Annotated in this window: 19 protein-coding genes and 1 tRNA gene; 16 read left to right on the plus strand and 4 right to left on the minus strand. The window is 33.7% G+C overall.

What is annotated here, in order from left to right; translation table 11 throughout:
• Positions 1-34 precede the first annotated feature (34 nt).
• On the plus strand, positions 35-445 hold the full coding sequence (locus ACQY56_RS07485; RefSeq protein ID WP_428737297.1) for a hypothetical protein: 411 nt from the start codon (positions 35-37) through the stop codon (positions 443-445).
• Between the two features lie 5 nt (positions 446-450).
• Here the strand turns inward: ACQY56_RS07485 and ACQY56_RS07490 are convergent, their stop codons facing one another.
• Together ACQY56_RS07490 and ACQY56_RS07495 are read right to left on the minus strand one after the other, a co-directional pair.
• Positions 451-1,053 (minus strand): toxin-antitoxin system YwqK family antitoxin, encoded by a 603-nt coding sequence (locus tag ACQY56_RS07490; RefSeq protein WP_428737298.1) that lies wholly within the window; start codon positions 1,051-1,053, stop codon positions 451-453.
• A 57-nt stretch (positions 1,054-1,110) separates the two neighbouring features.
• Positions 1,111-1,872 (minus strand): pyrroline-5-carboxylate reductase, encoded by a 762-nt coding sequence (locus ACQY56_RS07495; RefSeq protein ID WP_428737299.1) that lies wholly within the window; start codon positions 1,870-1,872, stop codon positions 1,111-1,113.
• A gap of 59 nt (positions 1,873-1,931) precedes the next feature.
• Here ACQY56_RS07495 and ACQY56_RS07500 point away from each other — a divergent pair, with 59 nt between their 5' ends.
• Complete coding sequence (locus tag ACQY56_RS07500; RefSeq protein ID WP_428737300.1) at positions 1,932-3,164, plus strand: glutamate-5-semialdehyde dehydrogenase; 1,233 nt, start codon at positions 1,932-1,934, stop codon at positions 3,162-3,164.
• A 10-nt stretch (positions 3,165-3,174) separates the two neighbouring features.
• Here ACQY56_RS07500 and ACQY56_RS07505 read toward each other — a convergent pair whose 3' ends face one another.
• Positions 3,175-4,329 (minus strand): response regulator, encoded by a 1,155-nt coding sequence (locus tag ACQY56_RS07505; protein ID WP_428737301.1) that lies wholly within the window; start codon positions 4,327-4,329, stop codon positions 3,175-3,177.
• 125 nt (positions 4,330-4,454) lie between these two features.
• Between ACQY56_RS07505 and rsmH the strand changes: the two genes are divergently transcribed.
• The 10 genes from rsmH to ACQY56_RS07555 all read left to right on the plus strand — a co-directional run bounded on the left by rsmH (position 4,455) and on the right by ACQY56_RS07555 (position 14,075).
• Positions 4,455-5,378, plus strand: a complete 924-nt coding sequence (gene rsmH, locus ACQY56_RS07510; protein WP_428737302.1) for a 16S rRNA (cytosine(1402)-N(4))-methyltransferase RsmH — start codon at positions 4,455-4,457, stop codon at positions 5,376-5,378.
• Positions 5,378-5,656 (plus strand): hypothetical protein, encoded by a 279-nt coding sequence (locus tag ACQY56_RS07515; protein WP_428737303.1) that lies wholly within the window; start codon positions 5,378-5,380, stop codon positions 5,654-5,656. The genes rsmH and ACQY56_RS07515 overlap by 1 nt, the downstream gene beginning before the upstream one ends.
• Positions 5,657-5,669: 13 nt before the next feature.
• Positions 5,670-8,780, plus strand: a complete 3,111-nt coding sequence (locus ACQY56_RS07520) for an efflux RND transporter permease subunit (protein WP_428737304.1) — start codon at positions 5,670-5,672, stop codon at positions 8,778-8,780.
• The gene (locus tag ACQY56_RS07525; protein ID WP_428737305.1) at positions 8,780-9,217 is read left to right on the plus strand and encodes a globin; all 438 of its coding nucleotides are present in this window, start codon (positions 8,780-8,782) and stop codon (positions 9,215-9,217) included. Before ACQY56_RS07520 ends, ACQY56_RS07525 begins: the two co-directional genes overlap by 1 nt.
• A gap of 67 nt (positions 9,218-9,284) precedes the next feature.
• Positions 9,285-9,361 (plus strand) — tRNA-Ile (locus ACQY56_RS07530).
• Between the two features lie 67 nt (positions 9,362-9,428).
• Positions 9,429-9,743, plus strand: coding sequence for a hypothetical protein (locus ACQY56_RS07535; RefSeq protein ID WP_428737306.1), 315 nt, complete (start codon positions 9,429-9,431; stop codon positions 9,741-9,743).
• A 94-nt stretch (positions 9,744-9,837) separates the two neighbouring features.
• A complete protein-coding gene (locus ACQY56_RS07540) occupies positions 9,838-11,652 on the plus strand; it encodes a menaquinone biosynthesis decarboxylase (protein WP_428737307.1) in 1,815 nt (604 codons plus the stop codon).
• A gap of 99 nt (positions 11,653-11,751) precedes the next feature.
• Positions 11,752-12,087 (plus strand): cytochrome C, encoded by a 336-nt coding sequence (locus ACQY56_RS07545; protein WP_428737308.1) that lies wholly within the window; start codon positions 11,752-11,754, stop codon positions 12,085-12,087.
• Positions 12,088-12,210: 123 nt separating this feature from the next.
• Positions 12,211-13,611, plus strand: coding sequence for an argininosuccinate lyase (gene argH, locus ACQY56_RS07550; protein ID WP_428737309.1), 1,401 nt, complete (start codon positions 12,211-12,213; stop codon positions 13,609-13,611).
• Complete coding sequence (locus ACQY56_RS07555; protein WP_428737310.1) at positions 13,608-14,075, plus strand: OsmC family protein; 468 nt, start codon at positions 13,608-13,610, stop codon at positions 14,073-14,075. Before argH ends, ACQY56_RS07555 begins: the two co-directional genes overlap by 4 nt.
• A 15-nt stretch (positions 14,076-14,090) precedes the next feature.
• On the opposite strand, the gene ACQY56_RS07560 is transcribed toward ACQY56_RS07555, so the two are convergent.
• On the minus strand, positions 14,091-14,447 hold the full coding sequence (locus ACQY56_RS07560) for a histidine triad nucleotide-binding protein (RefSeq protein ID WP_428737311.1): 357 nt from the start codon (positions 14,445-14,447) through the stop codon (positions 14,091-14,093).
• 112 nt (positions 14,448-14,559) lie between these two features.
• Here ACQY56_RS07560 and pheS point away from each other — a divergent pair, with 112 nt between their 5' ends.
• The 4 genes from pheS to ACQY56_RS07580 all read left to right on the plus strand — a co-directional run bounded on the left by pheS (position 14,560) and on the right by ACQY56_RS07580 (position 20,099).
• Complete coding sequence (gene pheS, locus ACQY56_RS07565; RefSeq protein WP_428737312.1) at positions 14,560-15,552, plus strand: phenylalanine--tRNA ligase subunit alpha; 993 nt, start codon at positions 14,560-14,562, stop codon at positions 15,550-15,552.
• Positions 15,549-17,888, plus strand: coding sequence for a phenylalanine--tRNA ligase subunit beta (gene pheT, locus ACQY56_RS07570; protein WP_428737313.1), 2,340 nt, complete (start codon positions 15,549-15,551; stop codon positions 17,886-17,888). Before pheS ends, pheT begins: the two co-directional genes overlap by 4 nt.
• On the plus strand, positions 17,885-19,189 hold the full coding sequence (gene aroA / locus ACQY56_RS07575) for a 3-phosphoshikimate 1-carboxyvinyltransferase (RefSeq protein ID WP_428737314.1): 1,305 nt from the start codon (positions 17,885-17,887) through the stop codon (positions 19,187-19,189). Before pheT ends, aroA begins: the two co-directional genes overlap by 4 nt.
• 70 nt (positions 19,190-19,259) lie before the next feature.
• On the plus strand, positions 19,260-20,099 hold the full coding sequence (locus ACQY56_RS07580; protein WP_428737315.1) for a 4-hydroxy-3-methylbut-2-enyl diphosphate reductase: 840 nt from the start codon (positions 19,260-19,262) through the stop codon (positions 20,097-20,099).
• Positions 20,100-20,118 lie beyond the last annotated feature (19 nt).

The raw sequence follows: 20,118 nt of genomic DNA on the forward strand, positions 1-20,118 counted from the left end.
CATAAAATAGTGGCATATACTAACAGGATTAGTGATGAGTATTGATGAAGAATTAGAACAAAAACGTCATATGATGTACTACAATCAAGTATTACAGAGTGATCGTCGAACAAAATTAAAGGGTGAGAAAAAGCGTAGAAAAAAAAAGGTAAGCTTTGGGGCACAAAAAGTTGACTTTAAAGATTATATATTTGTACCTGATAACTATGAAGGGATAGCATATATCATTTATTTTACTTTGATCCCTTATATTGCTGGTGCGATTTTTTTATTTTTGTTTATTGCTGGTGGTGATTTTCATAACTTTATGTTGCTTGATCTAAACTCGTTTATTATAGTCTGGTTAATAGGGTATGAGATAGTTGCAGCGTTCTTACTCTTTTGGATATTTATTATGTTTTTACAATATGAAAAGGATGATGACGAAGATATTGGGTTTGGATGAGAAAATTATCTCAACCTCTGTTCTTTTGCTGCATCTTTTGGAACAAGCCCATATTTTGAAAGATCGATATAAATATCTTCTCTTTTATCTTTAAGAAGTTTTTGTATTACAGGATTTCTATCCATTTTATACGTTTCGGTTTTGACAATACCGCCCTTATGGTCGTAGTACTTTTTTAATCCAACTTTATAATTGTTTTTATAATACACCTCTGAGTAAAGAAAACCTTCTTCGTCCCACTCTTTCATAACACCTTCACGTCGCCCCATATTATAATCTACTGTAGAGCCTAAAACACCATTGTCAAAAAAGATTTTTTGTATACCATCTTTTTGTCCATCAACATATTGAACAACAAGTTTTTTTGCACCATTATCATAAAACGATGTGTATAAACCTTGCTCTTTCCCATTTGTAAAATTTACTTGAGATTTTATCTTACCTGCATCTGTATACCAGTACGTCATACCATTTCTCTTACAGTTTTTATAAGTAGATTTTTGAGTATGATCCTTAACTATGTACTCATCTGGATTAGAACAGTAAAATTGTGTATCATTAGCAAAGATAGTTGTAGCAATTAATGCTAAAGAGAGATGCTTTAACATAATAATTCCTTATAAAATAAAGTTTTATTATGATAGCAAATTATTGTTATATTTTTATCACGATAATTCAGTAGCTCTTTTATATGCAGCTTCTATCGCATCGATACAAGCATTTCTAACATTACCTTTTTCAAGAGCTGCATATCCAGCGGCAGTCGTACCACCTGGACTCATAACACCATCTTTTAAAAGTGCTGGATGTACTTCATTAATTAGTTTTCCAAATCCGCCAAAAAGTCCACGCATGATTGCCATAGCATCATCGCGTTTTAAACCTTGTTTTACAGCTCCATCAGCTAAAGCTTCAGCTATAAGTGCTAAGTATGCAGGTCCACTTCCAGCAAGTCCAGTAGCAATATCAAGCTCTTTTTCACTTCCCAACCATACAGTTGGACCAATACAGTTAAATATCTCTAAAGCACTCTCTTTGAAATCTTCATCACCTGTTAATGTAGTCATAGAATGGTGTACTGAAGCTGCTAAGTTTGGCATAGTTCGAACAACTGTATTAGTATTAAAATTGTTTTTAATTTTTTCAATTGTACTTCCAGCAAGAACAGAGTAAATCACTTTAGATTTTCCACTTAATTGTTTGGATACTTCTTCAATATTATAAGGTTTTACACATAATATGATAGTTTTGTCTTGGATATTAAAACCATCTATTAGTGATTTTTCAACTGATACCCCTAGCTCTTGCTCAAATTTTTCAAGTTTAGAGATATTGCGACCAACAACTTCTATTTTATAGCGTTCTTTGAGACCTTTAGCAATACTTAACGCCATATTGCCATTACCAATAAAAGTTATTGTTTTCATAATTTCATCCTCAAAATTTTTTATGTTATTATAGCATTAATATTTCAAAGGAATTTTTGATGGAACAATTTTTACAAAATGCGAAAAATGGAAGTAGAGTTTTAAACAAATTAAGTGGAAAAGAAAAAAATAAAATTTTAAAAGAGATGGCAGGTGCATTACGAGCAAATGTGATGGATTTGATTGAAGCAAATGCAAAAGATATGGCAAATGGAAAAGTAAATCAACTCTCATCAGCACTTATGGATAGACTGTTTTTAGACGAGGGTAGAATTGAAGGGATGGCAGTAGCTATTGAAGAGATAGCAGCACTTAAAGAACCAACAGGAAGAGTACTTGATGGTTGGATCACAGAAACAGAGTTAAAAATTGAAAAAGTTTCTATCCCTATAGGTGTAATCGGAATCATTTATGAATCTCGTCCAAATGTAACGAGCGATACAGCTGCACTTTGTTTTAAAAGCTCAAATGTATGTGTACTCAAAGGTGGAAAAGAGGCAGAGAACTCAAACCAAGCAATTGCAAAAATTCTTCAAGCAGTACTAGAGAAAAATAACTTGCCAAAGGAGCTAATTTCCCTATTACCAGATAGCTCTCGTGAGGGTGTTGCAAAGCTTATAAAAATGGATAAATATGTTGATCTTATCATCCCTCGTGGTGGCGAAGCACTGATCCGTTATGTAAGTGAAAATGCAACTGTAAGTGTTGTAAAACACGATAAAGGTTTATGTCATACTTATATAGATAGTGACGCAGATATTGATAAAGCACTTAGAGTATGTGTCAATGCAAAATGTAGACGTGTAGGTATCTGTGGAGCAATGGAAACATTACTTGTAAATGAAACAGTAGCACCAGAAATATTACCAAAACTTCAAGAACAATATATACAATTTGGAACTCTACTAAAAGGGTGTGAAAAAACACAACAGATTATAAATGTTGAAGAAGCAACTGAAGAGGATTTTGAGACTGAATATTTAGATAATATTCTCTCAATCAAAATCGTGGCAGATGTTGATGAAGCGGTTGCACATATTGAGAAATATGGTTCAGCTCACTCTGATGCAATCATTACAGAAAACTATACAAGTGCAGAGATATTTTTAAATAGTGTAGATTCTGCGTGTGTATACTTAAATGCTTCAACGCAGTTTACTGATGGTGGAGAGTTTGGTTTTGGTGCAGAAGTTGGAATTTCAACAAATAAACTCCACGCTCGTGGACCTATGGGAATAGAAGGTTTAACAACGTATAAGTATAAAATCTATGGAAAAGGGCAAGGAAGATAAAAAGAGGTATCTATCTAAGATACTCTTTTATATCTTGAAGAAGTCTTTTTAGATGGTGTTGGTATTGCTGCATAAGTGTTAAGTAGCTTTTTTCTTCACTATCTGAAAGAGAATCTTTTATAGTTGTAGCTGTTTCATTGAGTCTTATAGCTCCAATGTTAGCTGATACACCAACAATATCAAGAAGTAGTCTATCTGCTTCTTGTAATTGTCCAGCTTCTAACATCGAAATAAGTGTTTCATCTGAATCACTATATGTTTGTAAAAATTCGCTCAATATTTCATGATAAAATACTTCATCACCACCACAAATATCTAAACCTTTTTCTCCATCAAGTTCTTTGGTAGAGACAACGATGATTGTATCTGGTTCATTTTCATCACGTTTATCATTTTCACTGCTGTAAGCATAAAAAATATCATAAAGAGCATCCATTTTTAAAGGTTTTTCCAAGTGCTCAGCCATACCAGCTTCGTTCATTTTTCTGATATCATCTGCAGCAGTATCTCCACTGAGTGCTACAACTACAATATGATTATATGTATTATTTGCACGAATTTGACGCGTTGCTTCAAAACCATCCATAATAGGCATATGAGCATCCATTAAGATAAGCATAAAATTAGTATCATTTTCTAAAATATTTAATGCTTCTTGTCCGTCATTTGCAATAATAATTTCAATACCACTATCTGCCAATAACCCCATAATAACCTTTTGGTTAATTAAGTTGTCTTCTGCAAGAAGTATTCTTTGTCCTGCAAACTCTTGAAAATTCTCTTTTGTGATTTTTGCATGTGGAGGAACATCACGTTTATGAATAGTTGTTGATTCTATATCGTCTTGAGGTTCTTGTTTCCCTTGCTCTTCATCAACTCCAAAATCTCCCTCTTCAGAGCCCATTTCTGGAGATTCTATATCCATCTCTTCAACATTTTTTTGAGTAGTTTCTTCCTGAGTTATTTCATCTTGAGTTTCATCATATTCATCTGGTAAAAGATTTGCATCAAGTTTTATAGATTGAAGTTCCTTATCTAGTTCATCGTCTATAAGAGATTCTGGGGATTTTTTTCGACTTATTTTGTATACTACCAACCCTATTAAAAGTATCACTGCAACAGCAATACCAATAAGATCTAAATTATTTAACAACTCTTCTACCATTCTTGTCTCTTTATGTTGATTTCTCTAATAGTACACTAACTAAAATTAAAGATAAATTATATTCTTTCCACGGTGCTTTACAATTTTGAGGTATAATCTTAAGAGATTATTTAAGAAGGAAAATTTTGGAAAATATTCCACATATCCCCGTTTTATATAGAGAAGTTATAACTACTTTTGAAGATATAAAAGATGGAATAATTATAGATTGTACGATGGGATATGGTGGGCATTCAAGTCTTATTTTAGAGAATAATCCAAATATTAAACTCATAGCGATTGACCAAGACCAAACAGCAATAGATTTTTCTACAAAAAGACTTGAAAAATATGGTGATCGAGTAGAGATTAGAAAAGGGCGTTTTTCTAATGTTATTCAAGATATCTTACGAGAGTACAATAAAAAAGAGCTCAAAGGGATTCTAGCTGATATTGGGGTTTCATCTTTGCAGTTAGACCAAAAAGACCGAGGTTTTTCTTATGAGAGTGAAAATCTTGATATGCGGATGGATAAAGATGCACCCTTAAGTGCATCTAATGTTGTAAATGAGTATTCACAAAACGATTTAGAAATAATACTGCGTGAGTATGGTGAGATCAAAAATTATAAAAAGATAGCATCAATTATTATGCAAAAAAGACCTTTTCACTCTGCAAAAGAGTTAAGTGAAAAGTTAAACCCATTTTTACTAAAAGGAAAGAAAATTCATCCTGCAACATTGCTTATGCAAGCAATTCGTATAGAGGTAAATGATGAACTTGGCGAATTGAAAAACTTACTTCAAGCGTTAGAAGATGCAAAACTTTCAGATGCAAAAATAGCGATTATTTCATTTCATTCCTTGGAAGATCGCATCGTAAAACAAACATTTGCATCATGGTCAAAAAGTTGTATTTGTTCACCTCAAGCGATGCGTTGTGAATGTGGAAATAATCATGACTTAGGGAAGATTTTAACGAAAAAACCGATTGTTGCACAGGATGATGAGTTAAAATCTAATGCGAGAAGCAGAAGTGCAAAACTTCGAGTTTTTCAAATGGATTTATAATGAGTGAAAAAACAGAGCTTTTAGAAGAATATGATAATCTAATTAAAATCAAACAAAAGTTAGATTTTAATTATTTTTTATATATGCTTTTAGTCATTACTTTTATAGCGATGTTTGCATTTCCAAAAATATATATAAACCAGCAAATTTACTACACAAGTAGAGATGTTGCAAAATTACAAGTTGAGTATGAGACCTTACAAGAAGAAAATAAGCTCATTCGCTCCTCAGTTGAATCGATAAAATTCAAAAATCAAGTTTTAGATACTATGTTTTAGTTAAGGAATTATTTTGATACGTAGTTTTATTAGGTTTTCTATAGAAAAACCTCTATTAAACCATATACTTTTAGCGTTTATTTTTATGTTGTCAATTTTTGCGTATGTTAATATACCAAAAGAGATTTTCCCACCTATGAATATGGATAAGATTGTCATTACAGGTGGATATTCTGGAACCTCTGCGGATGTTCTTGATAAGATGGTTGTACAAACCATTGAAGATGATATGCAAAATATCGATGATCTTGAAGATATAAAAAGTAACATTAAAAATGGTGCTTTTACAATTATGGCAGATATTAAACCATCTGCGGACAATATTTTGGTATTAAATGATGTAAAAGATATTGTCAGTGGTGTAAAAAAAGATCTCCCTGCAGATATGAATGAACCAATTGCCAAAATTCAACTCCATGCTTTTCCTCTTGCACTCATTGCACTTTCTGGAGATGTTTCAAAAAAAGAGCTTTTAGTAAAAGCTGAAGAATTAAAATCAGAACTCTCAAAATTTAAAGCTTTAAGTGATATCACAATTCGTGGTGATGCCGATGAAGAACTTGATATTGTCCTAAATAATGACAAGATTCATGCATATGGATTGCAACCAGCATTAGTTGTTTCAGCTATAAGTAACATCAGTTCTATCTTCCCAATTGGGACCATTAAACAACAGGCAAATCACCTCTATATCTCAACATTTAATGGAGAAAAAACAAAACAAGGTGTTGAAGATACACTTATCGATGTAGGTGGAAAAAAACTCAAAATTTCTGATGTGGCAGATGTTTCTTTTACCCTCAGTGATGAAGCGGAACTTTCACACTACAATGGAGTCAGAAATATCTCTGTAAATGTAACTAAGAGTAAAGATGGTAATGCGATAGAGCTTGTAAAACAGATTCGTGAATTACTCAAAGAGTTACATAAGAAAAATCCAACATACAATTACGATGTGTATACAGACACATCTGTATGGATTAAAAACCGTCTCAATGTTGTGTTTTCTAACATTATGTTCGGATTACTCCTCGTATTTACAGCGATGCTTATTTTTATCAACCGTGGGATTGCTTTTGTTGTGGCACTAGGTATTCCTGTTAGTTTTATGATAGGTCTTATTGCTACAGAACTTTTAGGTGATAGTTTAAATATGCTCTCCCTTTTAGGTGCTCTCATTGCACTTGGAATGCTTGTTGATGAAGCAATCGTAGTAGCTGAAAATATCTATAGGCATTTAGAAGAGGGAATGGATCGGAAAGAGGCAGTGATAAATGGTGCAGTTGAAATGTTCCCAGCTGTACTTACTGCGACACTTACAACTGTATTTGCTTTTTTACCAATGTTACTTATGAGTGGTGAGATGGGAATGTTTATAAAAATCATCCCAATTATGATCACTGTTTTACTACTCTCTTCACTTTTTGAAGCATTTTACTTTTTGCCATTACACTCATATGAGTTTTTAAAGGTCTCAGAAGAGGGTAGTTTTACAAAAAGATTTTGGGAAAGAATGTATGAGCGCTACAATAGACTACTACACTTCTTTTTTAGAAGGAAAGTTTTTTCTCTTATTACAATGGTGACACTTATTTTAGGTGCGACATTTGTTTTCGCAAAACTCTCAAAATTTCAACTTTTTCCAGAATTTGATACAACACAAGTGTATGTGTATGGAAAAGTAGATATCAATAATGAGCTTGAAGACACAGAAAAATATGTTACAACTTTAGAAAATATTATTTTAAAAAATATTGATAAAAATAATGTTTCATCTGTTACCTCTGTTGTTGGTTTTAAAATGGATGCAAAAAACCAAGCTGAAATAGGGGAGAACCTTTTTCATATATTTATTGACCTCAAAGAGAGGGCTCCTGTAAACTTTTTTGACAAATATATAAGCCCTTATTTTTCATTAGAATATGACAGAAGTATTAAAACAAGAGAGAAAGATTCACGTGATATAGCAGAGGATTTAAAAAAAGTATTAGCTGGTGAGGCAAAAAAATATGAAGAGTTTGTTGTTAAAGTTCCAGGTGCTGGAGTTATTGCCAATGATATTGAGATTGGACTTCGTTCAAAAGATGGAAGAGATGTTGTAACTTATTTGAAACAACTTGAAGATGAGATTTCAAAAATTAATGGAGTTTTTAACATCTCAGATGATGCGACCTTAGGGGAAAAAGAGTTAAAAATCCGTATAAATAAATATGGGCAAGAATTAGGATTTAGCGAACAAAGTATCTCTAACTCTTTACGTGCGTATTATTTAAAAGGGGAGTATGGAAAACTTTTTAATAAAAGTGGATTAGTAAGAATTAAAATCGAGAGTAATTTAAATGAAGATATAGGTTCTTTAAAAGATTTAGAGTTAAAAATCCCATCTTCTGAACAGTACGTACTTCTTAAAGAGATTGCAGATTTTATCTATGTTCAAAGTTATGTAACTCTTAAAAAAGAGGATGCGAAACGTATTAAAAGTTTTTATGCCTCTATTGATAAAAAAGTTATTACATCTTCAGAGGTTATGGCAAAGTTAGAACCAACATTTAAAAAGTTACAAAAAGAGGGATTAATTATTGACATCAAAGGGGAAGAGAAAGAGAACCAAAAAAATATGAAAGAGATGGGACAATCTTTCTTAATTGCAATATTTTTGATATTTATTACTCTTGTTTGGTTGTTTGATTCGATTAAAAAATCACTCATTGTCATTAGTACTATTCCATTAGTACTTTTAGGGGTATATGTAGGGCACTTTATCATGGGGATAAATCTTACAATGCCAGGGATGATAGGTATAGTAGGACTTGCTGGTGTTGTTGTAAATGATGGACTTATCATGGTTGACTTTATTAAAAAAGCAAAAGATACAGAGGAGTTGATGAGAAGAGCTAAAACAAGACTTCGTCCAATTTTACTCACATCACTCACAACTGTTCTTGGACTTTTAACACTAATCTTTTTTGCTTCAGGTCAAGCAAAAATACTCCAACCTATGGCAGTGTCATTAGGCTTTGGTATAGCATGGGCAACAGTGCTAAATCTTATCTATGTACCACTTTTATATGCAGTGGTTTATAGAATAAAAACACCTAAAAAAATTGAAGGGAATGTAAATTAATGAAACTTGAAATTGCATATGCACAATTTGGTGCAAGACCAGCTGTAACAAAACCGATACCTGAGTTTTTGATCGAAGCAACAGAGGATGGTATACGAAAGCTAGTCTCAGATCATTATGATGCTATAAAAACGAGTGATATTGCACATCTTTTTCCAAGAGATGATGAAGGACTTGCAAAAGCAAAACAACATGCAGCTGATTTTTTGATCCAAATTTGTGGAGGACCAGCGTACTTCAATCAAACAAGAGGTGCTCCAAGAATGTTAGGGCGTCATGCTCCTTTTAGAATCGATGCAAAAGCAAGAGAGACTTGGGTGGCTTTATTTATCCCTTTACTTGAACAACTCCATGAAAATGGAGTAACTGAAACCTCTATACGCTCGATCTGGGATTACTTAAATCTCTTTTCTATCTGGATGATCAATACACAATAACACTATCCCTATAGTAAGCTATCTCTAAGCAATCGCTGAGTATAATTTCGCCCTACCAAAAGAAAGTGGGTTCGTAGCTCAGTTGGTTAGAGCCCTCCGCTCATAACGGAGTGGTCCCGTGTTCGAGTCACGGCGAACCCACCACTTTTTACTTCACAATCACTCCACAATTATTTTTTATACTGCTTCTAGTTCAATTAAGGAGTCAGTTATGAAATTGATCAAATTATTATTAGCAAGTTTATTACTAGCAGGTGCCCTACAGGCAAATGAATACAAACAAAATCATAATAATGCAACTGCTTATGCAGTAGGTTTAGCTAGTGGCATTATTATTTTCAACGCTTTGGCTTCAAGACATGAAGCAAGACCGACTTATGTTGTTTATCCAGAACCTAAACATCATAAATCATATCCAAAACCTTACTATTCACATAAAAAACATGTACAACATAAACATTATTATGCGTATGAACATGAATTTAGAGGAAGAGATTCTTATTTTAGAGATGATAGAAGAAGATAAATTTTTTTCTTATGGGTTCTCGTGTTTTACTCACGGTGAACCCACTACTTTTTATGCTACAATTTCTTTTTTAAAATAATTATAAAGATACAAAATGAAAACCACGATTAGTTTATTGCAAAAGCACGATCAGTTAAAAGTGATCGATACAGAGTTAGATATCTATTTGGAGATAGCGCACATTGCATATGCAGAAGTAAAAAAAGAAGAGGGTGGGAAAGCTTTACTTTTTACTAATGTTGTAGATAAAAAAAAGGGACATAAATTTGAAGAACCAGTACTTATGAATGTATTTGGTTCATATAAAAGATGTGAGTTACTTTTTGGTCGTACGATTGAGAGTGTAGCAGACGAGATAACAAAACTACTTCACATGAAGCCACCAGCGTCATTTAAAGAAAAACTATCGATGGCTAGTGAACTTTTTCAACTTAAAAATATTTTTCCCAAACGTCTAAAAAGTAAGGGTGCTTGTCAAGAGATAATTCATCTTGAAGATGAGATTGATTTATCTAAGTTACCAGTGCTTACAACATGGGAACAAGATGGTGGACCATTTATAACTATGGGACAAGTATATACTCAGTCACTAGATGGTGAGATGGTCAATCTTGGGATGTATAGATTACAGGTGTATGATAAAAATCATCTAGGGATGCACTGGCAGATACATAAAGATTCTTCACACTTTTTCGATCAGTATCAAAAAGCAGGGAAAAAGATGCCAGTTTCTATAGGTATTGGAGGTGATCCATTATATACTTGGTGTGCAACTGCACCACTTCCTTATGGTGTAAATGAACTTCTTATGTATGGTCTCATTACGAAAAAACCTGCTGAGTTAGTTCGTTCAATTACAACACCACTTTATATCCCAAAAGATGTTGATTATGTGATTGAAGGGTGGGTTGATCCAGAAAATTTAAAAGTTGAGGGACCTTTTGGTGATCATACAGGATATTACACACTTGAAGAGCCATATCCAGTTTTAGAAGTTTCAGCTATCACTATGAAAAAACAAAGGACTTTTTTAGCTACAGTTGTTGGAAAACCACCACTTGAAGATAAATATATGGGATGGGCTACAGGAAAAATATTTTTCCCACTTTTAAAAACAACTACACCTGATCTCATTGATTATCATATGCCAGAAAATGCAGGTTTTCATAATCTCATTTTAGCAAAGATGCAACCACTTTATAAGGGACATGCAAAACAATTTATGCATGCTTTTTGGGGCGCAGGACAGATGAGTTTTGTAAAACACGCAATCTTTGTAGATGAAAATGCACCTTCACTTGAAAACTATGAAGCATTTGCAACCTATGTACTCAACCGTTTTACACCAAAATCTATGTTTATCACAGAAGGAATTTTAGATGCACTTGACCACTCATCACCTGAAGCTTTAGTGGGTGGAAAATTAGGCATAGATGCGACAGGCGCAAATAAGGTAGAACCTCCACATTTACTTGGAGATGAAGAGCTACTGAAAAAAGTACAAGAGTTTATCCCAGATGTTCAAGACTTACATCAATTTATGAGAAGAACAAATAATCCTATTACCGTTATAAGTGTTAATAAAACTAAAGGCGCAAAAGAGTATTTTGATGCACTTTTACCACTCTCAACAAATATGCGTATAGTTGTATTTGTAGATGCACAAAAAAATGATGTAAATAATGCTTATATGCTTGTATGGAGAGTTACAAATAATATTGATGCAAAGCGTGATATATTTCAATCTGGTCTCATGGTTGGTATCGATGGTACAAATAAAAATGAATTAGATGGCTTTACAAGAGAGTGGCCTGATGATGTTGATTGTACAACTGGCGTAGTAAACCATCTTAAAAACATCGGTGTATGGGATTTAGACGATACATTATTCAAAAAGTTTCAATTGTGACATTTTTGTGATAATAAGCACAAAATTGTACCTACTCTAAGCTTACTATAATAATTTCTAATGTAATATGAGTTACAATTATATTTTTAAGGCTTGGAAATGACTAAATCTGTATTTATTGCGTTAGCAATTCTAATACTTTCATTCTCGTCAGCTGATGCAGCTATATATAAGGGACAAAAGGAGTTTGTAAAAAACTGTCTAAAATGTCATGATAGTGGACAAACTTTTGTTGCTAAGTATACAATGCGATACTGGAAAAAAGTTATGAAAAAAAAGGGTAAGAAGCTTGCTGAAATACACTTAAGTAGTGAAAAAGCAAAAAAATCTTGGAAGTACTTTGAAAGTAGTAAATATACAAGAAAAGCAAAACATCTTAAACAATTTCTCGTTGAGTACGCAAAGGATAGTGGAAACGTACCTGCTTGTAACTAAAAACTTGTAGACTTACAAAATTTGTAAGTCTATCTCTCCTCTTTGTAAAATCATCTATATTTCGATAAAATACCAAACTTAAAAAATTAGACTTATGCAAGAAGTCTAGGCAAGGAAACTGTTATGGATAAAATGTGGTCAGGTCGTTTTAGTGCAAGTGCATCAAGCTTGTTAGACCAATTTAATGCTTCAATCATGTTTGATAGAAAACTTTATTTAGAAGATATTGAAGGTTCAATAGCTCACGCTACGATGCTTACTAGACAAGGAATACTAACAGACGAAGAACTCCAGCAGATCAAAACTGGTTTGACACAAGTAAAACTCGAAATTGAATCTGGTGAGTTTGAGTGGAAAATCTCTGATGAAGATTTACATATGGGAATTGAAAAACGCTTAACTGCGCTTATCGGTGATGCTGGGAAGAAACTCCATACTGCAAGAAGTAGAAATGACCAAGTAGCAGTTGATTTTCGACGTTGGACATTAAAGAAAAATCTCTCATTAGTTGAAGCTATTAAAGCATTAATGAGTGAACTTTTAATTGTGGCGGAAAAACATACTGAAACACTTATTCCTGGAATGACGCACTTACAACATGCACAACCAATTAACTTTGGTTTTCATTTAGGTGCATACCTCTCAATGTTGAAACGTGATATTGAACGATTTGAGAGCTCCTATAAAAGAAATAATATCTCTCCTCTTGGATGTGCAGCATTAGCTGGAACGCCACATAAAGTTGATCGTGAATACACAGCAGAATTACTTGGGTTTGATAGTGTTAGCATTAACTGTTTGGATACTGTAAGTGATAGAGATTTTGCATTAGAAATTTTATTTAATATCTCGACAATGATGATGCATATTTCACGTCTAAGTGAAGAGCTTATTATGTGGTCATCTTATGAATTTGGATTTGTAGAGTTAAGTGATGAGTATTCAACTGGAAGCTCGATCATGCCACAAAAGAAAAACCCAGATGTACCTGAACTTTTGCGTGGAAAAACAGGACGTGTTTTTGGTTCACTTATGGGACTTTTAACAGTTATGAAGGGGCTTCCACTTGCATACAATAAAGATACTCAGGAAGATAAAGAGGGTGTTTTTGATGCAGTTGAAACAGCTGAAATTTCACTTGAAATTCTCAAAGAAGCGATCAAAACAATGACTGTAAAACCGCACAATATGGAAAAAGCGTGTGCAATTGGACATTTAAGTGCAACAGACTTGGCAGACTACTTAGTAGAAAAATGCGATATACCTTTTCGTGAAGCACATTTTATCACTGGACGTGCAGTAGCAAAAGGAGAAGAGTTGGGTGTTGATCTAAGTGCTATGGAGTTTAAGTATCTTAAAGAGATCGATGAGCGAATAGGTGAAGATGTAGTCCCCTTTTTAGCACTTCGCCACTCTATGAATGCAAGAACGTCACAGGGTGGAACAGCATCTGTAAGAACAATGGAACAACTCGAATTTTTTAGAGAGTTCTTAAATAAAGCAGAGGAGACTTTACTTATATGAAAATAACAGTATCACACCAAGATGCAATGAAGTTTGAAGCAAAGACTGAGAAGTCGAGTTTTGTTATAGATTGTCCAACTATCTCACCAGTTGAGTATTTTTTATCTGGAATAATTACATGTAGTGCAACAGATATCATCTTAATTCCTAAAAATCAAGGCAAAACAGTAACTGATTTAGTAGTTGATGGTGAAGTAATTCGTGCTGAAGATCACCCTAGAAAGTTTGTAAAATTACACCTAACATATAGCTTTAATTCAGATGCAGATGATGATACACAAGCTGCTCGTTGGGTTATGGCATCAGTTGAAACTTACTGTTCGACAATCAACACTATTCGTGATAGTACAGAGATTTCATACTCTATTTCACATAATGGTAAACTAATTCGTGAAAATGAAAAGATGATTAGTGGTGGAAGAAGTCAAATCGATCTTGGCGAGATCGATGCATGTTGTAGCTAGAGGTTTATCTCTAGCTTATAGAAAGTCTTTTGGGTCTGCATCGCTAAAATGTCCCCATTTTAGTTTTGCCCCACCCAAAATGTGGAAATGGAGGTGTTTTACCTCTTGCCCACCATTTTCTCCAATGTTTGTTATAACTCTATATCCTGTATGATCAATTCCCGTCTCTTTTGCAACCTCTTGGATAAACTTTGTCATGGCTGCCATTGTTTCTGAACTCACTTCATTAAAACTATCAACATGAAGTTTTGGGATTGCTAAAATATGTACAGGTGCTTTTGGATTGATATCATGAAATGCTAAAAAATCATCATTTTCAGCAATAATATTTGATGGGATCTCTTTATTTACTATTTTACAAAATAGACACATATAATTATCCTTATTTTTTGTCTATTGTATCACATAATTCTCTAAATGAAGCTGTTTATAAACAATATTTGATATAATCACTTTTAAATTTTATAACTATGGGTGAATAGATTTGAAAGAGTGGTACGATAAGATAAATGAAGCACAAAATGTTGAATCTCTTGAAGAGATTCGCATTGCTGTTTTTGGGAAAAAAGGTGTACTTGCAGCAGAGTTTGCAAAGATGAAATCAGCACCAAATGAAGAAAAATCTAAAATAGCAAAAGATTTAAATACACATAAAACAGCGCTTACAAATGATCTGAATACAAAAAAAATTGAGTTACAAACAAAAGAGTTACAAGAAAAAATGCAAGCAGAAGCAATTGATGTTTCATTATTTTCTCAAAGAAGTTCAGCGGGGGCATTACATCCTGTAATGCAAACAATGGATAGAATTGTTGAGTATTTTGCTTCTATGAATTTTGCAGTAAAAACAGGAAATATGGTAGAAGATGACTTTCATAACTTTGAAGCATTAAATTTACCAAAATATCATCCAGCTCGTGATATGCAAGACACATTCTATTTTAAAGATGAGATGTTACTCCGTACCCATACATCTCCTGTGCAAATTAGAACAATGATGTCTACAAGACCACCTATTCGTATGATCGCACCTGGTGCTGTTTTTAGACGTGATTATGACCTTACACATACACCAATGTTCCACCAAGTTGAAGGTCTGTTAGTAGATGATGCAGGTAAAGTTTCTTTTGCAAACTTGAAGTATATTTTAGAAGATTTTTTAAAGTATATGTTTGGTGATGTAGATGTACGTTTCCGTCCATCATTTTTCCCATTTACGGAGCCATCTGCAGAAGTTGACATCTCTTGTGTATTTTGTAAGGGTGATGGGTGTCGTGTATGTTCACATACAGGATGGCTTGAAGTTTTAGGGTGTGGAATTGTTGACCCAAATGTATTTGAAGCAGTAAATTATGAAGATGTGAGTGGGTACGCTTTTGGTTTAGGTGTAGAGCGTTTTGCAATGCTTATTCATCAGATTGGAGACTTGCGTTCACTTTTTGAAGGCGATATTAAACTACTGGAGCAATTTCAATGATAGTAACTAGATCTTGGTTAAATGAATGGATCGATTTAGATGGAATCTCGAATGAAGAGATTGCAAAAACATTTAATTCTATTGGTCTTGAAGTAGATAGAGTTGAAGAGTTTAATATTCCTAAAAAAGTTGTTTTTGGTAAAGTTTTAGAGTGTGAAAAACATCCAGATGCTGATAAACTCAATGTTTGTAAAGTAGACCTTGGAACTGCAACACGTCAGATCGTATGTGGTGCATCTAATGTTCGTGTTGGTCTTACAGTAGTGGTTGCTACAATTGGTGCAGAACTTCCAGGTGGAATGGTGATTAAACCAGTCAAACTTCGCGGTATAGATTCTGAAGGGATGATCTGCTCACCTGGTGAGATAGGTCTTCATAGTTTTTGTGATGGAATTATGGAACTTGATGAAAGTCTTGGAGATATTTCTCTTGGTAAAGAGGTATGTGAAAACCCATACTTTAATGATGCACTCATTGAGATAGAACTTACAGCAAATAGAGGTGATTGTCTAAGTATTCGTGGTGTTGCACGTGATTTAAGTGCGGCATTTGATAGACCTCTAAAAGATTACACAGTATCTGATAATGATGATATGCGAGGAATTGGTAGAATTTTATCACTTGTGCACGATAAAGATTTAGATGTAAATCTTCGCTATAAAGCTCTAGAATTAGATGCATTATCGTTACCATTTTTAGTAAAGATGCGACTTGCTCAAATTGATGAGAAAAGAGAGAGTGATGTTGAGTCTATTATGCTTTATGCAACACATGCAACAGGTGTTATTATGAGAGCATATTGCCATGACTTTTTTGTGAATGACAAAGATGAAAAAATGGCAAAGGTCCATCTAAATGAAGATGAACAAGGATTTGCATCTATAGTGACTGATGATGATAAAATCGCTTCAACAGTTGGAATTATTCAAAAAGAGGAATCAAAAGTTATTTCAAGTAATGGTGTGATTTTAATAGAAGCGAGTTATATCCCACCAGATGTTATCTCAAAAAAGATGGATGAAAATAAAGTTGAATCTGGACCAATGTTTTATAAAACATCACGTGGAAGTGAGCCAGAGTTAGAAGCTGGTCTTTCATTCTGTATCGATCTTATAGAGCGTTACTCTAATTCATCTACGTTTGGTGGCACTATCGAGTTAATGAACTCTGTGAAAGAAAAAATAATCACTGTCTCAAAACAAGAGATTGATGAGATTATTGGTGCTGATATTGATAAAATTGTAATAACAAAAATCTTGAAAAATTTAGGTTTTAACACAGCAAAATCTACAACTGAGAACTTTGTAATCTCAGTGCCACAATATCGTCACGATATTGTTAATAAGCAAGATATCGTAGAAGAGATAGTAAGAATGGTTGGAATTGATAATATCCCAGTAAAACCATTTATTTTAGCAGAAGAGAATCGTTTAGAAGATAACTATTTTGAGTATAAAAAACGTACCTTTTTTAGAACACGTGCGGCACAAAGTGGATTTTTTGAGTCTGTGCATTTTGTATTTGATGAGAAAAAAGTATTAAACTCTTATGGGTTTGAAACAACAAAAGAGGAATTAGAGCTTTTAAATCCAATTGTACAAACACTAGATACTTTAAGACCAACACTGTTAAGTGGACTTTTAAGATCAGCTTCACAAAATAAAAAAAACGGTTATGACTCTATAAAACTTTTTGAAGTTGGATCAGTATTCTCTCCAACAAGAGAGGAAAGTCTTCAAATGGCATTTATTTTCAGTGGTGCTAAGGAGGAAGAATCCTTACTTAATGGTGGAAAACCGGCAGTTATTGATTTTGGAACTTTTGCGCAAAAAATTTCTGATATCATTGGAGATATAGAGCTTCGTAAATTTAAAACAACACATACTCTTTCAAATCCCTATCAATGTGCGGAAATCTTTGTAGGTGGCAGTAGAGTGGGTGAAATGTTTAAAGTGCATCCTGAAGTTCAAAATGATTATGATTTAGAAGATACTTATATGTGTGAACTTGATTTTAAAGCACTTTCACATAAATTAAAAGTAGCGCATAAAAGCTCAAAATATCAAGCATCATTTAGAGATTTAAGTTTGTTAGTGCCAAATGATGTTAGTTACGAAAAAGTTAAAACGATTATTGAACAGAATGGGACAAAAGAGCTTGTTAGATTTTATCCTGTTGATAAATATAGCGATGAGACTTTAGGTGAAAGTATTAGTTTAAGTTTACGTTTTGTATTACAATCTGATGAAAAAACTTTAGAAGAAGAAGATATTACTAACGCTATGGAGTCTGTTTTAACAGCTTTAAAAGATGAATTAGGAATAGGTCTTAGATGAGTAAAGTTGAAGTTTTTTCAGCAAAATCATTTTCACTAAAAACATCTGAAATTGCACCAGACAAATCGATTTCACATAGAAGTGTTATGTTTGCAATATTAGCAGATGGAATAAGCACAATTGATAACTTTTTAAGAGCAGAGGATACACTTAATTCTTTAGAAATTATAAAAAATTTTGGTGCATCAGTTGAAGACGATGGAAAAACTATCAAAATCTCTTCCAATGGGATACAAGAGAGTTTTGAAGTGCTTGATTGTGGAAACTCTGGGACGGGAATGCGTCTTTTTTGTGGACTATTAAGTTCAGCTAACGGGCATTTTGTTTTAACTGGAGATAAATATCTTCGTCGCCGTCCAATGAAACGCGTTACTGAGCCACTTAAAAGTATAGGTGCAAAAATCGATGGACGTGAAGATGGAAATTTAGCACCACTTTCAATTCGTGGTGCATCACTTAAAGCGTTTAATTACGAGAGTAAGATTGCATCAGCACAAGTAAAATCATGCATGATTTTAGCAGCACTTAGAGCTGATGGAAAGTGTACATACACAGAACCTGAACTCTCTCGCGATCATACTGAGAGAATGTTACAAGGGATGGGTGCTGGAATTGAAGTAGATGGATTAAAAACGACCATTAAACCGATGGAAAAATTGCTTTCACCACTGACAATCCGTGTTCCAGCCGATCCTTCAAGTGCTTTCTTTTTTGCAGTTGCAGCTGCAATTACAGAGGGAAGTGATGTAACTCTACAAGGTGTGACACTCAACCCAACTCGTATAGAAGCATTTAAAGCTTTGGAGAGAATGGGTGCAGATATTACTTACACACTAACAGAAGATAAGTATGAGCCTATAGGGGATATATGTGTAAAATATGCACCTTTAAAAGCGATTACAGTTGAAGAGAATATCTCATGGCTTATAGATGAACTTCCAGCACTTAGTATTGCGATGGCGTGTGCAGAGGGTGAGAGTATAGTTAAAAATGCAGAGGAACTACGCGTAAAAGAATCTGATCGTATTTCAACTGTTGTAGAAGGTCTACGTGCTTGTGGTATAACTATTGAAGAGTATGCAGATGGTTATAAGGTTACTGGTGGAAAACTTCAATATGCAAAAGTAGATAGTGATGGTGACCATAGGATTGCAATGAGTTTTATAATTGCTGGTCTTAAATGTGGAATGGAAGTAACAGATCTAGAGTGTATAAATACTTCGTTCCCAAACTTTTTTGAAATTTTACAAAAGATCACTACTCTTGAATTTGATGAAGAGATGAGAGCAAAAAGATTCTAGCCGACAGGCTTAGCTTTAGTGAGAGGAATTTAGCAAAGAATTCACTTCTTTGATAAAGGAGACAACAATTATGAAAATTGAGTTAGCAGAGAATTATGGCTTTTGTTTTGGTGTAAAACGTGCGATTAAAATTGCAGAAGAAAACCAAAATGCTGCTACTTATGGACCACTGATCCACAACTCTCGTGAAATTGCACGTTTAGAGAAAGATTTTAAAGTTGGTCTAACTGACAATTATAAAATTTTTGAGGCTGGTGATAAAGCGATTGTCCGTACGCATGGGATTCAAAAACAAGAGTTAGAAGAGTTACAAAAAAAAGGTGTGAATGTTGTCGATGCAACATGCCCTTATGTAACAAAACCCCAAGAGATTGCTCAAGAGATGAGTGAACTTGGATATAGCGTTGTTATCTTTGGAGATGAGGAACATCCAGAGATTAAAGGGGTGAAATCGTACGCTACAAATGGTGCAATTGTTGTAATGTCACCCGAAGAACTTTACGGAGTAAAACTTCGTGAAAAAATAGCTTTAATCGCACAAACAACGAGAAAAGTTGAAGATTATATGAAGGTTGCAAATTATTTAATTCCTCAGTATAAAGAGGTAAGGGTTTTTAATACAATTTGTAATGCAACTTTTGAGAATCAAGATGCAGTTCGTAAGCTCTCAAAACGTGCAGATGTTATGCTTATTATCGGTGGGAAAAACTCATCAAACACAAAACAACTCTTCAAAATTTCACAAGAAAACTGTCCAGATTCTTACCATATAGAGGATGAAAAAGATTTAGATTTCTCTTGGTTTGCTAAAAAAAACCTATGTGGAATTTCTGCTGGTGCTTCTACTCCTGATTGGATCATTCAAAACGTTATAGAAAATATTCAATCTAATATAACGAAAAACTACTAATTCTTCGTATTATTAATAC

This window comes from Sulfurimonas sp. (assembly GCF_050296975.1).
In the GTDB taxonomy this organism is placed as follows: domain Bacteria; phylum Campylobacterota; class Campylobacteria; order Campylobacterales; family Sulfurimonadaceae; genus Sulfurimonas.

Excerpts from the sequence above, each read along its gene's own strand:
- ACQY56_RS07500 (WP_428737300.1), top strand. The coding sequence starts at position 1,932 with ATGGAACAATTTTTACAAAATGCGAAAAATGGAAGTAGAGTTTTAAAC.
- ACQY56_RS07505 (WP_428737301.1), bottom strand. The coding sequence starts at position 4,329 with ATGGTAGAAGAGTTGTTAAATAATTTAGATCTTATTGGTATTGCTGTT.
- ACQY56_RS07485 (WP_428737297.1), top strand. The coding sequence starts at position 35 with ATGAGTATTGATGAAGAATTAGAACAAAAACGTCATATGATGTACTAC.
- ACQY56_RS07535 (WP_428737306.1), top strand. The coding sequence starts at position 9,429 with ATGAAATTGATCAAATTATTATTAGCAAGTTTATTACTAGCAGGTGCC.
- aroA (WP_428737314.1), top strand. The coding sequence starts at position 17,885 with ATGAGTAAAGTTGAAGTTTTTTCAGCAAAATCATTTTCACTAAAAACA.
- ACQY56_RS07580 (WP_428737315.1), top strand. The coding sequence starts at position 19,260 with ATGAAAATTGAGTTAGCAGAGAATTATGGCTTTTGTTTTGGTGTAAAA.
- pheT (WP_428737313.1), top strand. The coding sequence starts at position 15,549 with ATGATAGTAACTAGATCTTGGTTAAATGAATGGATCGATTTAGATGGA.
- argH (WP_428737309.1), top strand. The coding sequence starts at position 12,211 with ATGGATAAAATGTGGTCAGGTCGTTTTAGTGCAAGTGCATCAAGCTTG.
- ACQY56_RS07515 (WP_428737303.1), top strand. The coding sequence starts at position 5,378 with ATGAGTGAAAAAACAGAGCTTTTAGAAGAATATGATAATCTAATTAAA.
- ACQY56_RS07560 (WP_428737311.1), bottom strand. The coding sequence starts at position 14,447 with ATGTGTCTATTTTGTAAAATAGTAAATAAAGAGATCCCATCAAATATT.
- ACQY56_RS07495 (WP_428737299.1), bottom strand. The coding sequence starts at position 1,872 with ATGAAAACAATAACTTTTATTGGTAATGGCAATATGGCGTTAAGTATT.
- ACQY56_RS07555 (WP_428737310.1), top strand. The coding sequence starts at position 13,608 with ATGAAAATAACAGTATCACACCAAGATGCAATGAAGTTTGAAGCAAAG.
- ACQY56_RS07545 (WP_428737308.1), top strand. The coding sequence starts at position 11,752 with ATGACTAAATCTGTATTTATTGCGTTAGCAATTCTAATACTTTCATTC.
- ACQY56_RS07525 (WP_428737305.1), top strand. The coding sequence starts at position 8,780 with ATGAAACTTGAAATTGCATATGCACAATTTGGTGCAAGACCAGCTGTA.
- ACQY56_RS07540 (WP_428737307.1), top strand. The coding sequence starts at position 9,838 with ATGAAAACCACGATTAGTTTATTGCAAAAGCACGATCAGTTAAAAGTG.
- ACQY56_RS07490 (WP_428737298.1), bottom strand. The coding sequence starts at position 1,053 with ATGTTAAAGCATCTCTCTTTAGCATTAATTGCTACAACTATCTTTGCT.